Genomic DNA, 15,550 nt, shown 5'->3' with positions numbered 1-15,550 from the left:
GGCCCTACCCGGGGCCGGTCCCCTCAAACGCGACGCTCAGGAGACCTCGCGGAGCCGCTGGCTCACGACCGTGCTCACGCCGTCGCCCCGCATCGTGACGCCGTACAGTGCGTCGGCCGCTTCCATCGTCCGCTTCTGATGGGTGACGACGATGAGCTGGCTCGACTGCCGCAGCTCCTCGAGGAGGACCAGGAGGCGCCCGAGGTTCGCGTCGTCGAGCGCCGCCTCGATCTCGTCGAGCACGTAGAACGGGCTCGGACGCGCCTTGAACAGGGCGACGAGGAAGGCGAGGGCGACGAGGGTGCGCTCACCGCCGCTCAGCAGGCTCATGCGCTTGACGGTCTTGCCCGCGGGACGGGCCTCCACCTCGATGCCCGTCGCGAGCATGTCGTCGGGGTCGGTGAGGACGAGCCGTCCGACCCCGCCCGGGAACAGCCGCGGGATGATCTGCTCGAACTCGCGCGCGGTGTCGGCGAACGCCGCCGTCACCACCTGCTCCACGCGCTCGTCGACGTCGCGGATGATGCCGAGCAGGTCCTTCTTGCTCGTCGTGAGGTCGTGCTGCTGCTGGAGGAGGAAGCGGTGGCGCTCCTCCAGCGCCGTGTACTCCTCCATCGCGAGGGGGTTGACGGTGCCGAGGTCGGCGAGCGCGCGCTCGGCCGCCCGGAGCCGGCGCTGCTGCCGTGCGCGGTCGTACGGCTCGGTCGCGGGCTCGGGCTCGGGCACGGGCTCGGGCTCCGGCGCACGGGTCGTGTCCGTCGGGTCCATCGGGTCCGTCGGGGCCGTCGGGTCCGTCGCCTGCTCCTCCAGCACGGGCACCGCCACGTCGGGGCCGTACTGCTCGACGAGGGCGTCGGCGTCGAAGCCGTGCTCGTCCCGGGCGACCTCCACGAGCTGCTCGAGCCGCAGCCGCTGCTCGGTCCGCGCGAGCTCCTCCGCGTGGGCGGCCTCCACGAGCCGGGCGTGCTCTGCGGCGAGGGCCTGCTCGGCGGCGCCCGCGTCCCGCAGCGCGGCCTGGGCGGTGTCCCGGGCGGCGCGCACCGCCTGCTCCCCCGCCGTCACCCGCGACAGGACGACGGTGGCGGTCTCCACGGCAGCGGTGGCGTCGGTGAGGACGGCACGGGCCTCCGTCGCGGCGGCCGTCCGCTGCGCCCGGCGCCGGGCCGCGGCATCGAGCTCGCGACGACCGCGCTCGAGCGCCTCGCCGGCGGCCTCCGCCCGCTCCGCGGCGGTCCGGGCGCGCTCCTCTCCGGTGCGCACGGCGAGCCGGGCCTCGGTCTCCCCCTGGCGCGCCTCCCGCGCCCGCGTCGCGAGCAGCGGGAGGTCCGCGGCCGCGTCGTCGGGGTGGTCGTGCCCCGCCTCGCCGGCGTCGTCCCCCGCACCGACCCGCGTCTCGGCGGCGACGAGCGCGGCCTCGGCGGCCTCGAGCTCACGGGCGTACCCGTCACGGCGGGCAGTCACCTGCTCGTGCTGGGCACGGGCGCGGTCGGCCTCGTCGCCCGCAGCCCGGACCTGCGCCGCGACCGAGCCGAGCTCCTCCGCGAGAGCGCTCATCCGGGCGTCGAGGCCGGTGCGGACCGTCTCGGCCTCCTCGAGGGCAACCCTGGCGACGTCGACGCGGCTCCGGGCGGCCGCCACGTCGGCACGGGCGGACGCGAGCACGCGCTCCGCGTCGGCGACCCCGCGCTCCGCCTCGTCGAGGACGGCCTGTCGCTCGATGAGCGACGGGGCGGCGCTCGAGCCGCCCCGCAGGGCGTCGACCGTCAGGACGTCCCCGAGGAGGGTGACGACGACGACCGCGTCGGCTCCGGGGCCCGCCTTGCCGAGCACGTCGCGGGCCACCGCGAGGTCGTCGACGACGACGGTGCGGGCGAGCCGGTGACGGGCCCAGTCGGCGACCGGACCCTCACCCAGGACGAGCCCGGCCGCCGGGCGCACGTGGTCGGGCAGCGCCAGCCCGTCGAGCTCCCCCAGCCCCGGCAGCGTGCGCTCGCCCGCGTGGGGGGTCGCCCCGGGGACGACGAGCGCGACCCGGCCGCCGTCGGCGTCGTGGAGGCGTTCGACGGCGTCGGTGGCGTCCTCGAGGGTGCGGACGGCGACCGCGTCGGCGTCGGGACCGAGGGCGGCGGCCAGCGCGTGCTCGTGCCCGGGCTCGACCCGGAGCATGGTGGACAGGAGACCGAGGACCCCCTCACCGTGCTCGAGGACGGCGGCGGTGGCGTCGACCGGGACGGTGGTCGAGGCGAGGGCGTCGCGCCGGGCGAGGAGCGCGGCGCGCTCGCGCTCGGCGACCCGCTCGTGGCCCTCCACCTCCCGCAGCTCCTCGAGCAGCGCCGCGTGGGCCCCGAGGGCGTGCTCGTGGGCGGCGACGGCGGCCGCGACCGGGTCCTGCCCGTCGCCGGTCTCGTCGGCGTCGTCGGCGTCGTCGGCGCCGTCGGTGCCGTCGGTGCCGGGCGACGCAGCCGCGTCACGGCGTAGCCGGTCGAGCTCGGCGGCGGCCTCGGCGCGGCGGGCCTCCGCCGCCGCCAGCGTGCCGACGACGCGCTCCGCCTCCGCCTCCGCCGCCTCGACCCGGCCCCGCAGCGCCGCCACCTGGCCACGGGCGCGGGCGACCGCCTCCGAGCGCCGGGCCCGGTCGGCCGCGAGCTCGCGGGCGGTTCGGTCCGCCTGCTCGTGCGCGTCCTCGGCCGCGGCCCGCGCAGCCGTGGCAGCGGCGAGCCGGTCCTGGAGCACGACCACCTCGGCGGCGAGCCGGTCGGCCTCCGAGCGCGCCTGGGAGGCAGCCTCGCCGAGGGCGTCGAGGTCGGCGTCGGGACCGTCGACGGGCTCGGCGAGGAGCCGGGCCCGCTCGTCGGCGACCCGGGCGATCGCGCGCAGCCGGTCGGTCGCGGTGCGGGCGCGGCCCAGCTGCTCGGCCCATGCCGCCGCGCGGGGCCGCACGCGCGCGAGCTCCGCCTCGGCGCGGCTGCGGGCGACCCCGGCCGCGGTGAGCCGGGAGGCCACCTCGGTGAGACGTCGGGCCGAGGGCCCGGGACCGTCGGAGCCGCCGAGCGCGGCACGCGCGGTCGCGATGTCGTCGGCGAGCAGGCGCAGCCGCGCGTCCCGGGCGTCCGCGGCGATCTGCCGCGCGCGGCGCGCCGTCCGCGCCTGCCGGCCGAGCGGCTTGAGCTGCCGGGAGATCTCCGAGGTGAGGTCGGCGAGCCGGACGAGGTTGCCGTCCATGGCCGCCAGCTTGCGCAGGGCCTTCTCCTTGCGCTTGCGGTGCTTGAGGACGCCGGCCGCCTCCTCGACGAAGGCCCGCCGGTCCTCCGGGGTGGCCTGGAGGACGGCGTCGACGCGACCCTGCCCCACGACGACGTGGAGCTCGCGTCCGATGCCGGCGTCACCGAGCATCTCCTGGACGTCGAGCAGGCGGCAGGAGCGTCCGTTGATGGCGTACTCGCTGCCGCCGGTGCGGAACATGGTCCGGGTGACGGACACCTCGGCGGTGCCCTCGCCGATGGCGCCGTCGGCGTTGTCGAACGTGAGGACGACCTCGGCCCGACCCAACGGGGCGCGTGTGGCGGTGCCCGCGAAGACGACGTCGGCCATGCTGCCGCCGCGCAGCGACCGCGCCCCCTGCTCCCCCAGCACCCACGCGATGGCGTCGACGACGTTCGACTTGCCCGAGCCGTTCGGCCCGACCACGCACGTGATCCCCGGCTCCAGCCGCAGCGTCGTCGACGACGCGAACGACTTGAACCCGCGCAGGGTCAACGAGGACAGGTACATCGTCGGCAGGCTAGCCGCCGGCGAGGGCGCCACGGGCGAGGCGGGGCCGACCTACCCTGCCCTCGTGGTGAACGACCAGCTCGTCCGCGTCGTGTCGCAGATCGCCGAGGGTCTCGACCTCCCGGTGGTGCTCGACCGGCTCATCGACGCCGCGCGCGAGACGACCGGGGCCCGGTACGCCGCCATCGGCGTCCTCGGACCGGACGGGCTGCACGAGGAGTTCCGCCACGTCGGGATGAGCCCCGAGCAGGTCGCCCGGATGGGGCACCTGCCCCGTGGGCACGGTGTCCTCGGTCTCATCACGCGGGAGAGGACGGCCGTCGTCACCGACGACATCGCCTCGCACCCGGCGTCGGTGGGCTTCCCGCCCGGGCACCCGCCGATGCACACGTTCCTCGGGGTGCCGCTCAAGGTCCGCGGCACGGTCTTCGGCAACCTCTACCTCACGGACAAGCCCGGCGGCTTCACCGAGGCCGACCAGGGCACGGTGGAGGCGCTCGCCGCCGCCGCGTCCGTCGCCGTGGACAACGCCCGGCTGTACCGCAGCGCGCGTGACCGGCAGCAGTGGGCCGAGGCGGCTGCCGCCGTCACGAGCGCGCTGCTGCGCGGCCTGGACGAGGAGGAGGCCCTCGAGGTCGTCGCCTCGCACGCCCGCCGCGTCTCCGGCGCCGACGTCGCGGTCGTCGCCCTGCCCGGCATCGAGGGGACACCGGTCGTCGAGGTGGTCGTGGGGGACGTCGGGGGGCACGACCTCGTCGGGCTGGGCCTCGCGGCGGTGCGGGCGCTCGGCGACACCGTGTCGTGCCCCCTCGCCGACGGGGACGGCGAGGCCGGTGTCCTCGCCCTCGTCCGGGTGGACGGCGGCGGCCGCTTCGGCCCGGACGCGGTGACGGGCGCCGAGGGCTTCGCCGCGCAGGCGTCGTTGTCGCTGCGCCTGGCCGCCGAGCGGCGGCGCGGCGAGGGCCGGGTGCTGCTCGACGAGCGCGCCCGCATCGCGCGGGACCTCCACGACCTCGCGGTGCAGCAGCTGTTCGCCGTCGGCATCGAGCTCGGGCGCCTCAAGGAGCGTGACGACCTCGCCGAGCCGGTCCGCGCGCACGTCGACTCCGCCCTCGACGGCCTCGACACCGCCGTCGACCACATCCGCGCCACCCTGCGCCCGCTCAAGCCCGCGCCGCGACCGGCGACCCCGGGCGAGCAGGTCGCCCGCACGGTGCGGGAGTCCGCGGTCGCGCTCGGCTTCACACCCTCGCTCGTCGACACCACGGACCCGGCCGCGGCGGCCGCCTGGGACGCCAACCTCGTCCACGACCTGCTCGCCGCGCTCGCCGAGGCGCTCGCCAACGTCACCCGGCACGCGCACGCCACCTCGGTCCACGTGCGGCTCGCGGTCCACGACGACCGCCTCCACCTGGTCGTGGAGGACGACGGCGTCGGCGTGCCGGAGCGGCCGCAGCGCTCCTCGGGCCTGTCGAACATGCACGCGCGCGCGGTGCTCCACGGCGGTGGCTGCACCGTGGCCCCGCGCGAGGACGGTGGTACGAGGGTGGAGTGGGTCGTGCCGCTGCGCTGAGCCGCCCGCGCACGCCGGGACCGGGTGCGGTGCGGCCGATCCTGACCGCCGGCGTCAGAGGTCGCGTCAGTCGCGTCTGCGGTGGGCGGCCACCCACGCCGCGGCCTGCGTGCGCCGCTTGAAGCCGAGCTTCGCCATGACCGCGGTCACGTGGTTCTTCACGGTCTTCTCGCTCACGCCGAGCCGCTCACCGCTCTCGCGGTTGCTGAGCCCGTCGCCGATGCACTCGAGGACGAGCCGCTCGGTCGGTGTCAGCACGGCGAGGGGGTCCTCGTGCGACTCGCGTCGGCGTTGGAGCGCGCGGTCGTCGAGGAGCACACGGCCGCCCGCGACGGCGTGGACGGTGTCGGCGATCTGGCTGCCGCGGACGGTCTTGAGCACGAAGGCCGCCGCCCCCACCTCGAGCGCCGCCTCGGCGTAGTCGTCGTCGTCGAAGCTCGTCAGCACGACGTAGCGCGTGTGGGGGGTCACGTCGTGGAGCCCGCGCATGAGGTCGATCCCGGTGCCGTCGGGCAGGTGCAGGTCCACGAGGGCGACGTCCGGACGCACGGCCGCCGCCCGCCGCAGCCCCTCGGCCACGCTCGCGGCCTCGGCGACGACGTCGAGTCGGTCGTCGGCGTCGCACACGTCGACGACACCACGACGCACCACCTCGTGGTCGTCGATGACCATGACGCGCACGGGACCGTCACCGTCGAGAGCCACGGCCCCTCCTCCGAGTCCGACAGTCTGTCCCCGCCCACACTAGCGACGAGCCCGCGGGCGACGCCCGCGTCACGTCAGAAGGGCGGTGGGTCCGGGTCGGTGGTCGGCTCGAGGGCCGGCGACGCGGGCGGGGGTCGAGCGACCGACCCGGCCGCAGGGCCGACGTCACGGCCGACGTCACGGCCGACGAGAGCGCCGGGCTCCGGACCGGTCGACGGGGCGCGGAGCCAGCACGTCGGCGGCTCGACGTGCACGCTTCCCGTCGGCGTGGTCCACGTCAGCGTGCCGTCGGGGGCGAGGGACGCAGTGAACCCGCTGCCGGCGTGGCGGGCGTGCTTCACCCGGTGGTGGCAGCGGCAGCCGCCCCGCAGGTTCTCCTTCGTGGTCTCACCGCCCGCGGCGAACGGCACCACGTGGTCGAGGTCGAGCGACCTGGGCCCGGCCCGACGGCAGTGCGGCATGCCGCACCCGCCGTCGCGAGCCCTGACGAAGCGGGCGACGGCCGCGCTCGGTCGGTAGGTGCGGCGCCCGACCCCGGTGACGTGGCCGTCGTGCGGGTCTGCGAGCCAGCGGCGCCACGACGTCGTCGTGGCGAGCTCGCGGACGAGCGGCGCCGGCAGCGGGCCGACACCGAGCAGCTCACCGGGATCCTCGTAGTGATCCGGCCCCTGCGTGCGGGCCTCGCCGAGCACCGTGGCCGCCGGGGCGACGACGGCGAGCTCGACCTGCACCCCGCGCGCCCGGGCGAGGGTGTCGGACTCGCCGAGCAGCATCGCGGTCAGCACGTCGACGCGGGTCTGGTCCAGGGTGCGCCTCGGTCCGCCCGCCGCGGCCACCTCCCGCTGGAGCTGTCGGGCCGTCCCGTCGAGGCGGGAGTACGCCGCGGCCATGAGGTCCGCCCGACCCAGCACCTGGAGCAGCGCCATGCCGTCCTCGACCGGGACGAGGGTGCAGCGGCGGCGCTCCTGCGCCTGCTCGCAGCGCTCGGCGGCACCGGCGGCGTCGGCGCGGTGGACGAGACGGGCCAACCGCGCGGTGAGCTGCGGCGGGCTCAGCTCGCCGGCGGGCCGACCGGGTCGGGCGTCCGCGAGGGCAGGGACGCTGCCCGGTTCCAGGACCTCCGCCTCCACCGCCTCGGCGAGGGTCTCGTGGCCGGCCATGCCCAGCGCCGCGTCACCACGCACGGGCGTCAGCGGCAGGTGCCGCACGGCGTCGCAGACCCGACGGGCACGGACCAGGTCGACACGGCCGGCGAGCATCGCCGCGAAGGTCGCGGGCCTGCGGCGCAGGAGCTCCTCCGCGAGCGCCACGCGGCCCCGGGCGCCGCCCTGCGACAACGACAGGGCGAGCGACACCTCGGTGGCCACGCACTGCTCGACGAGCTCCAGGTCGACGCGCGGGTCCTCGGCCAGCGCCTGCTCGCGACGGACGCGGACGAGCGTCGCGAGGGCCTGCAGCTCGGCGGCCTCGACGGCGGCTCGCGCCCGTACCGACGCGCTCGCGGTCCGCAGGGCGCCTGCTGCGACCGAGTCGGCGAGGTCGTCGCCGTCGACGACCGGCCCGTCGAGGACCGGCCCGTCGACGACCGGGCCGTCGACGACCGGCACCGCGACGCGTGCACCACCCGTCATGCCTCACCCCCGCGGCCCCGTCCGACGCCCTGCCGGACACCACGGACGCTCCCCCACCCCCCGGACACAACCCCCGCCGGCGCCGAGGAGCCGCCGGTCAGGGACGCGCGCGCCGCGGGCGCGGCTGGCACGCCGGGCACGTGAAGGACGAGCGGTTCGTCCACGCGTCGCGGCGCACCGGGGAGCCGCAGCGCAGGCATGGCTGCCCCTCGCGGCCGTACACGGCGAGGTCGCGCGCGTAGTACCCCGACTCCCCGTTGACGTCGACGTACAGCGCGTCGAACGACGTCCCGCCCGAGGCCATCGAGGCGCTCATGACGTCGCGGACGTGCCCCAGCAGCTCCCGCGCCCGAGCGCGCGGCAGCGTCTCGGTGGGCCGCGCCCAGTGGAGCCGCGAACGCCACAGCGCCTCGTCCGCGTAGATGTTGCCGATGCCCGAGGCGAGCGTCTGGTCGAGCAGCGCCCGCTTGAGACCGGTACGACGCACGCGCAGGCGCTCCACCCACGCGGCGTCGTCGAAGGCGGGGTCGAGCGGGTCCCGACCGATGTGGACGGCGAGCGACGGCACGGTGTCGCCCACGACGTCGACCGTCGGGACGAGCTCGTCCACCTCGAGCCGACCGAACATCCGCATGTCGACGAAGCGGAGCCCGGCGCCGTCGTCGAGCCGCACGACGACGCGCGTGTGGGGGTGCACGGGGTCGTCGGCCGGGACCACCCGCACCTGCCCCGACATCCCCAGGTGGACGACCAGCGCGTCGTGCCGGCCCGACGACCCGTCCGGCCCGGTCGGCGACCCCGTCCCGTGCCCGGGCCGCAGCGGCAGCCACAGGAACTTGCCGCGGCGCCGCGGCTCCCCCAGCGCCCGACCTCGCAGCAGCCCGGCGAACCCCGCCGGACCCTCGGGCTGGCGGCGCACCAGCCGCGGGTGCAGCACCTCGACATCGACCACGCGGCGACCGACCACGAGCCCGGCGAGGCCACGCCGGACGCTCTCGACCTCGGGCAGCTCCGGCACGTCAGTCCGCCGCGCGCAGCGCCGCCACGGCCGCCGCGGCCGCCCTCTGCTCGGCGACCTTCTTGCTGCGCCCCTCGCCCACGCCGAGCGGGTCGGCGTCGTCGCCGCAGCGCACCTGTGCGCGGAAGCGCGGGTCGTGGGGCGGGCCCTCGTGCTCGAGCTCGTAGCGGGGTGGGGTCAGCCCGCGCTCCGCCGCGAGCACCTGCAGGGTCGTCTTGTGGTCGTGCTCGACCCCGGTGTCGTGGGCGGTGGCGAGGAGCGGCGCCATGATGCGGAGCACGAGCTCGCGGGACGCCTCCCGGCCGCGCTCGACGTGCACCAGCCCGATGAGCGCCTCCACGGTGTCGGCGAGCAGCGAGTCGCGATCGCGTCCCCCGGTCCGCTCCTCGCCGCGCCCCAGGAGCATGGCCTCGCCGACGCCGAGGGTGCGACCGACCTCGGCGAGCGCGGGCCGGCTCACCACGGCGATGCGCATGCGGGACAGGAGCCCCTCGTCGGCGTCGGGGTGACGGGCGTACAGCTCCTCGGTGACCGCGAGCTGGAGCACGGCGTCGCCGAGGTACTCGAGGCGCTCGTTGGTGCCGGCGGGACCGTTCTCGTACGCCCACGAGCGGTGGACGAGGGCACGCAGGAGCCCCGGCGCGCTCACCTCGACGCCGAGGGCGTCGGCGAGCGACCGCTGCCCGGGGCTCAGCGTCCGGGGCAGCCCGGCGCCGTCGGGGGCCACGGCCGGCCCGCCGACCGCGCGGGGACCGCCCGTCGTCCCCTGCCTCAGGCCTGCTCGGACTCGCCGCGCAGCGCCTCCGTGTACCGGCGCTGGTCGTAGGCGCCGCACGTCGGGCACGCCTGGTGCGGGCGACGCGCGGAGCGGCACTGGGGGCACGTGGTCAGCGTGATCGGGGCCGCCTTCCAGTTGGCCCGGCGCGAGCGGGTGTTGCTGCGGGACATCTTGCGCTTCGGGACGGCCATGTCAGCTCTTCTCTTCCTGTGGGCGGTCCGGGTCGGCAGGGGCTGCCGCCGCGGTGTCGGCCTGGGCGTCGGTGCCGCCCAGTGTGTCGGTGAGGCCGGCGAGGGCGGACCACCGGGGGTCGAGCTCCTCGTGGCCGTGGTCGGGGTCGTCCTTCAGCCGGGCGCCGCAGCGGGAGCACAGCCCCGGGCAGTCCGGCTCGCAGACGGGCTGGAACGGCAGGGCGGGCACGAGCGCGTCGCGGACCGTCGGCTCGAGGTCGAGGAGGTCCCCGTCGAGCAGGGGGAGCTCGGCCTCGTCGCCCTCCTCCGGCGGCTCGTGGAGGAACAGCTCCTGCACGTCGACGACGACGTCCTCGCGGACCGGGTCGAGGCAGCGGACGCACTCGCCTTCGGCGACCGTCGACACCGTCCCGCTCACGAGGACCCCGTCCATGACGGACTCGAGCCGGAGGTCGAGCTCGAGGCTGCCCTCCTGCGGGACGCCGATGACGCCGTTGCCGAGGTCGGTGGGCGCGGGCACGGTGCGCCGGACCTCGCGCATCGTGCCCGGCCGTCGGCCGAGCTCGCGCGTGTCGAGGACAAGCGGCGCGCGCGGGTCGAGCCGCGGCTGCCGCACCGTCGGTGTCACAGTGGTGCCTTCCTGGGACGGGGGCGTCGGTGCTGGTGGGCTGCACCTCCGGCGCAGCACGTGGTGCCCCCGCGCACGTGGCAGGCGAAGGTCCAGCCGCCAAAGGTACCGCCCGGGGGGCCGACGTCCCAAACCCGTCGTCGGCGTCCTCCCGAGGTCAGGCCCGCAGCCGCTCGAGCATCGGCCGGAGGACGGGTGCCGGCACGAGGTCGGAGACGTCCCCGCCGTGCCGGGCGACCTCCTTCACGAGGGAGGACGACACGTGCTCGAACCGGGGCTCGCCCGGCAGGAACACCGTCTCCAGGCCGCTGAGGTGACGGTTCATGAGGGCCATCGGCAGCTCGTACGTGAAGTCGGTGCCGCTGCGGAGCCCCTTGACGACCGCGTCGGCCCCCACCGAACGGCAGTAGTCGACGAGCAGGCCGCCGCTGACGACGTCGACCCGGACGGCCGCGGTCGCGGCGTCCGCGCCGAGCACCTCCCGCAGCAGCGCGGCTCGCTCGTCGATGTCGAACAGCCCGCCCTTCGCGGGGTTGTGCACGACGGCCGCGACGACGACGCCGAACAGCCGGCTCGCGCGGGTGATGACGTCGACGTGCCCGACGGTCACGGGGTCGTAGCTGCCGGGGCAGACGGCGAGGCGGGGGGCGGCGTCCACGTGCGCCGACGCTACCCGTCGCCGGGCGGCGCCGACCGGTCCGCGTCCGGCGGCTCGGCGAACCACACGGTCGTCTCCCCGTACGTGCGCGGCTCGAGCGGCGTGAGCCCGGCGGGCCACGTCGGCTCGGGGCTGCGAGCGGACCGCTCGACGACGACCACGGCCCCCGGGGAACACCGCTCCGCGACGGCCCCGAGCACCGCGGCGAGCGCACCCTCGCCGAGGTCGTACGGCGGGTCGAGGAGGACGAGGTCCCACGGCCCCTCGGCCTGCGCGCCGCCGAGCCAGCGCTCCGCCCGATCGGCGACGACGACGAGCGGCAGCCCGAGACCGGCGGCGTTGTCGCGGGCCAGGCGCGCGGCGGCCCGGTCGGCCTCGACGCCCGTCGCCTCGGCCGCACCGCGGCTCAGGGCCTCCAGCGCGAGCGCCCCGGACCCGCAGAACAGGTCGAGCACCCGGGCCCCCTCGACCGCTCCCCATGCGTCGAGCCGGGCGAAGAGCGCCTCCCGGGTCCGGTCGCTCGTCGGGCGGGTGCCCGAGCCCCGTGGCGCGGCCAGCCGCCGGCCGCGCGCCGTGCCCGCGACGATCCTCATCCCCTCGCCAGCCACTCCTCGCGCCCGCCCGCGAGCGCGATGTCGACGGCCTCGCGCAGCTCGGGGTGCCGGTCGAGCTCGGGGTCCTCGACGAGCAGCGCGGCCACCTCCTCGCGGGCCGTCGTGATGACGTCGACGTCGTCGACGACCCGCAGGAGCCGCAGCGACGAGCGCGCCCCCGACTGCGCGGAGCCGAGCACGTCACCCTCCCGGCGCGCCTGCAGGTCGAAGCGGGCGAGGGCGAAGCCGTCGGTGGTCGAGGCGACGGCGTCGAGCCGTTCACGCCCGTCGGACGGCGCCGGGAGGCCGGTGACGAGGAGGCAGACCCCGGCGTGCCCCCCGCGCCCGATCCGGCCGCGCAGCTGGTGGAGCTGGCTGACGCCGAAGCGGTCGGCGTCGAGCACGACCATGACCGAGGCGTTGGGGACGTCGACGCCGACCTCGACGACGGTCGTCGCGACGAGCACGTCGACCTCACCGGCGAGGACGGCGGTCATGACGGCGTCCTTGTCCTCGCTGCTCATGCGCCCGTGCAGCAGACCGATCCGCAGACCGGCGAGCGCGGGCTCGGCCTGCAGCGCCTCGTGGACGTCGACGGCCGCGGCCGCGGGCGGCCTCGGCGCGTCGTCCTCGTCGTTCTCGTCGCGCTCGGCGCGCTCGCCGCGCTCGGCGACCGCAGGCTCCTGGTCGCCGTCCTCCACACCGCCGTCGGCGCCGATGCGCTGGCACACGACGAAGGCCTGCCGGCCCTCGTCGACCTCCTCCCGCACCCGGGCCCACACCCGCTCGATCCACGCCGGGTGGTCGGCGACGGCGACGACGTGCGTGGCGACCGGCTGCCGCCCGGCCGGGAGCTCGTCGAGGACGGAGGTGTCGAGGTCACCGAAGACCGTCATCGCGACGGTCCGCGGGATCGGGGTGGCCGTCATGACGAGGACGTGCACGCTCACCCCGCGGGCGCGCAGGGTGTCGCGCTGCTCGACGCCGAACCGGTGCTGCTCGTCGACGACGACGATGCCGAGGTCGGCGAACTCGACGGTCTCCGACAGCAGCGCGTGCGTGCCGACGACGATGCCCGCCTCGCCGGTGACGATCTCCAGCAGCGCCTTCCGCCGGGCGGCGACGGGCATCGACCCCGTGAGGAGGGTGACGCGGGTGCCGTCCGGGTCGCCGTCGAGGGTGCCGGCGCGCCCGAGCGGGCCGAGGAGGGCGGTGAGGGACCGGTGGTGCTGTGCGGCCAGCACCTCGGTGGGCGCGAGGAGCGCCGCCTGTCCCCCCGCCCCCACCACGGTGAGCATCGCCCGCAGTGCGACGAGGGTCTTCCCCGAGCCGACGTCGCCCTGCAGGAGCCGCTGCATGGGCGTGCCGGACGAGAGCTCCGCCTCGAGGTCGTGCCCGACCCGCTCCTGCCCCGCCGTGAGCGGGAACGGCAGGGCGGCGTCGAAGCGGGCGAGGAGGTCGTCGGCGTGGCGCCCGTACCGGGTGGCCGGCACGAGTCGCGCCCGGGCCCGGGCCCGCAGCAGGCCGGCCTGCAGCACGTAGGCCTCGGTGAACCGCAGGGTGCGCTCGCCGGCGTCGCGCTCGGCCTCGTCGGCGGGTCGGTGGATGGCCCGCACCGCAGCCGCCCGCGGCAGCAGCCCGTGACGGGCGCGGACGTCGGCGGGCACCGGGTCGGGGACGTCCTCGTCGCGCAGCGTGTCGAGGACCTGCCCGACGGCCTTGCCGATGTGCCACGTCTGGGCCCGGGCGCTGGCCGGGTACACCGGCGCGAGCCCGCCCGCGAACGCCGCAGCGAAGGCGTCGGCCTCGCCGTCCGCCGCGCCGGCGGCGCCCCGACCGAGGAGGAGGTCCGGCTGCAGCAGCTGCAGCCGGCGGGCGCGCCGGCTCACCTTGCCGGAGAAGAAGCCGACCGTCCCCGCAGCGAGCTGCTCCTTCCGCCAGCTCTGGTTGAAGAACACGAGGTCGATCTCGCGACCCGCACCGTCGCGGACGACGATCTCCGTGATCGTCCCCCTGCGGTGGCGCATCGCCCGTGTCGACGCCTTCGCGACCGTCGCCTGGACCGTGACGTGCTCTCCCTCGCGCAGGCCGTCGAACGACGTGAGGTCGCCCCGCCGCGTCCAGCGCCGCGGGTAGTGCTCGAGCAGGTCGGCGACGCTGCGCAGCCCGAGGGTCTCCAGCCGGTCGGCGGCCTTCTTCCCGAGCTCCCGGGACAGCGGCGTGTCGAGCCGCGAGCGCGGCGGGCCCGGGGCGGCGGACGCGCTCACTCGGCTCCCGCCCACAGCAGCGGCCCGGGCGGGGCCGGGTGGCCACCACCGAGCACGTGGACCTCGACCTCGCGCCCCACGCGGACCGCGTCGGCGACCGCGTCGGCCAGCTCGCGCCGCCCCTCGGCAGGGACGAGGACGACGAGCTCGGCGGCCGGGCCCTCACCCGGCAGCAGCGAGGCGACGAGCGCCGCCGCGGCGTCGACGTCGTCGGTGTCGACGCGCGCGTGGCGCGTGGCCGCGACCGCCGCACGCAGGCGGCCGACGTCCTCCGACCCGGTCGGCACGCCCTCCGCGAGGGCGGCCAGGACCTGCACCGGCGACGACGTCGGCAGCGACTCGACGCCGTCCGGGGCGGGGACGTCGGGATCGCCGGGGAGCACCACGACGTGGGCCCCGGACCGCTCGGTCAGCCCCCGGACGGTGCCGTCGAGCTCCTCGGGCGAGCACGCGACGGCGCCCGCGTCGCGGCACGCGGCGGCCGTCGCCCCGCCCCGCACGCACGCGACCACGACGACGTCCCGCGGCACGTCGACCCGCGGCCCGGGCTCGTCCCGCTCGCCCCCGACCGGTGCCGGCCCCGGGGTCGACCGCGACGCCGCGAGGAAGTGCGTGATGCGGATCTCGGCGGGTCGGCCGAGGGGCAGGGCGGTCTCGACGGCGGCGCCGGGCTCGTCGGTGTGGACGTGGGCGTGCCACAGACCACCCCCGCCCACGACGACGACGCTGTCGCCGAGCGCCGACAGCAGCTCCCGCAGGCGGTCGCCGACACCCGACCCGTCGCCCGACCCGTCGCCGGACCCGTCGCCGGACCCGTCGCCCTCGAGCAGGTACATCACCTCGTAGGCCGGGCCGTCCGGGTCGAGGTCGGCACCGGGTGCCCCGTGCGCGTGCGGGAGCCGCGGTGCGGCGTCCGCTGAGGGGGCAGCGGCGCCGGTGACCACCTCCTCGAGGGCCTCGAGGGCGAGGACGAGAGCGGCCGCACCCGAGTCGACGACGCCGGCGGCGGCGAGGACGGGCAGCTGCGACGGGGTGCGCGCGAGAGCCTCGCGGGCAGCGGCGACGGCGGCGGCGACGACCTCGTGCGTCGTGGCGCCCGCCGACGTCGCCACGTGGCCCGCCGCGTCGGCCGCGGCCCGCGAGACGCTGAGGACCGTCCCCTCGACGGGGGAGGCGACGGCCTGCCGGGCGAGCTCGTCACCCCGGGCGAGGGCGGCCGCCACCACGCGCGGGACCAGCCCACCGGGCGCGTCGAGCGGACGCACCCCGTCCTCGGGCGTGAGCAGGACGTCCGCCCAGCCGCGCACGAGCTGGCTCGCGATGGCGCCCGAGCTGCCGCGCGCCTCGAGCAGGAGCGCGCGCCGCGGGTCGACGTCGTCGCCCGCGAGGGCCCGCGCGAGGCCCCGGGAGACGGTGAGGGAGAGGTTCGTGCCGGTGTCGGCGTCGGCGACCGGGAAGACGTTGAGCGCGTCGAGGCGCGGCCGGGCCGCCTCGAGCCGGTCGGCGACGAGGTGCGCCCAGTCGAGGAGCCGCACGGGTCCGAGCCCGGCGGCCTCACCCGCCCCCACGGCGTCGGGTCGCACCGCGCCGTCCGCCATGCCCGGCAGGATACGGACCGGGTGGGACACGTCCCCTGTGGTCCGCGGTCCCCGGCGAGCCCCGGGCCTCGGCGGGTCCGCGGGTTCGGACACGGGCTGCGCGTCCGCTACCCTGTCGTGGTTGCCTGCCGGACCCCGG

Annotated in this window: 12 protein-coding genes; 1 reads left to right on the top strand and 11 read right to left on the bottom strand. The window is 77.1% G+C overall.

All coding sequences use genetic code 11. The features are described from left to right. Positions 1–36: 36 nt before the first annotated feature. Positions 37–3,771, bottom strand: coding sequence for a chromosome segregation protein SMC (smc, locus tag WAB14_RS05865; protein WP_340268297.1), 3,735 nt, complete (start codon positions 3,769–3,771; stop codon positions 37–39). A gap of 64 nt (positions 3,772–3,835) precedes the next feature. On the opposite strand from smc, the gene WAB14_RS05860 reads away from it, so the two are divergent. Beyond that, on the top strand, positions 3,836–5,344 hold the full coding sequence (locus tag WAB14_RS05860; RefSeq protein WP_340268295.1) for a GAF domain-containing sensor histidine kinase: 1,509 nt from the start codon (positions 3,836–3,838) through the stop codon (positions 5,342–5,344). A 66-nt stretch (positions 5,345–5,410) separates the two neighbouring features. Here the strand turns inward: WAB14_RS05860 and WAB14_RS05855 are convergent, their stop codons facing one another. The 10 genes from WAB14_RS05855 to WAB14_RS05810 all read right to left on the bottom strand — a co-directional run bounded on the left by WAB14_RS05855 (position 5,411) and on the right by WAB14_RS05810 (position 15,411). Further along, on the bottom strand, positions 5,411–6,049 hold the full coding sequence (locus WAB14_RS05855; protein ID WP_465251629.1) for a response regulator: 639 nt from the start codon (positions 6,047–6,049) through the stop codon (positions 5,411–5,413). 74 nt (positions 6,050–6,123) lie between these two features. Continuing rightward, positions 6,124–7,680 carry an HNH endonuclease gene (locus tag WAB14_RS05850; RefSeq protein WP_340268293.1) on the bottom strand — a complete coding sequence of 519 codons (1,557 nt, stop codon included), beginning with the start codon at positions 7,678–7,680 and terminating at the stop codon, positions 6,124–6,126. 97 nt (positions 7,681–7,777) lie between these two features. Next, positions 7,778–8,698, bottom strand: coding sequence for a bifunctional DNA-formamidopyrimidine glycosylase/DNA-(apurinic or apyrimidinic site) lyase (mutM, locus tag WAB14_RS05845; protein ID WP_340268291.1), 921 nt, complete (start codon positions 8,696–8,698; stop codon positions 7,778–7,780). A gap of 1 nt (position 8,699) precedes the next feature. Further along, positions 8,700–9,425 (bottom strand): ribonuclease III, encoded by a 726-nt coding sequence (gene rnc / locus WAB14_RS05840; RefSeq protein WP_340268289.1) that lies wholly within the window; start codon positions 9,423–9,425, stop codon positions 8,700–8,702. Positions 9,426–9,469: 44 nt separating this feature from the next. Then, complete coding sequence (gene rpmF, locus WAB14_RS05835) at positions 9,470–9,667, bottom strand: 50S ribosomal protein L32 (protein WP_336922810.1); 198 nt, start codon at positions 9,665–9,667, stop codon at positions 9,470–9,472. Position 9,668: 1 nt separating this feature from the next. Next, the gene (locus tag WAB14_RS05830) at positions 9,669–10,295 is read right to left on the bottom strand and encodes a YceD family protein (protein ID WP_377002436.1); all 627 of its coding nucleotides are present in this window, start codon (positions 10,293–10,295) and stop codon (positions 9,669–9,671) included. 157 nt (positions 10,296–10,452) lie between these two features. Next, positions 10,453–10,953, bottom strand: a complete 501-nt coding sequence (gene coaD / locus WAB14_RS05825) for a pantetheine-phosphate adenylyltransferase (RefSeq protein ID WP_340268285.1) — start codon at positions 10,951–10,953, stop codon at positions 10,453–10,455. An 11-nt stretch (positions 10,954–10,964) separates the two neighbouring features. After that, on the bottom strand, positions 10,965–11,546 hold the full coding sequence (rsmD, locus tag WAB14_RS05820; protein WP_340268283.1) for a 16S rRNA (guanine(966)-N(2))-methyltransferase RsmD: 582 nt from the start codon (positions 11,544–11,546) through the stop codon (positions 10,965–10,967). After that, the gene (locus WAB14_RS05815) at positions 11,543–13,813 is read right to left on the bottom strand and encodes an ATP-dependent DNA helicase RecG (protein ID WP_340268281.1); all 2,271 of its coding nucleotides are present in this window, start codon (positions 13,811–13,813) and stop codon (positions 11,543–11,545) included. The genes rsmD and WAB14_RS05815 overlap by 4 nt, the downstream gene beginning before the upstream one ends. Beyond that, entirely contained in the window at positions 13,810–15,411 is a 1,602-nt protein-coding gene (locus WAB14_RS05810) for a DAK2 domain-containing protein (protein ID WP_340268279.1), read from the bottom strand. The genes WAB14_RS05815 and WAB14_RS05810 overlap by 4 nt, the downstream gene beginning before the upstream one ends. Positions 15,412–15,550: the final 139 nt, after the last annotated feature.

The organism is Aquipuribacter nitratireducens, assembly GCF_037860835.1.
Lineage (GTDB): Bacteria > Actinomycetota > Actinomycetes > Actinomycetales > JBBAYJ01 > Aquipuribacter > Aquipuribacter nitratireducens.
The sequence above is the reverse complement of the archived record's forward strand: the minus strand, read 5'-3'. Positions and strand labels throughout refer to the sequence as shown.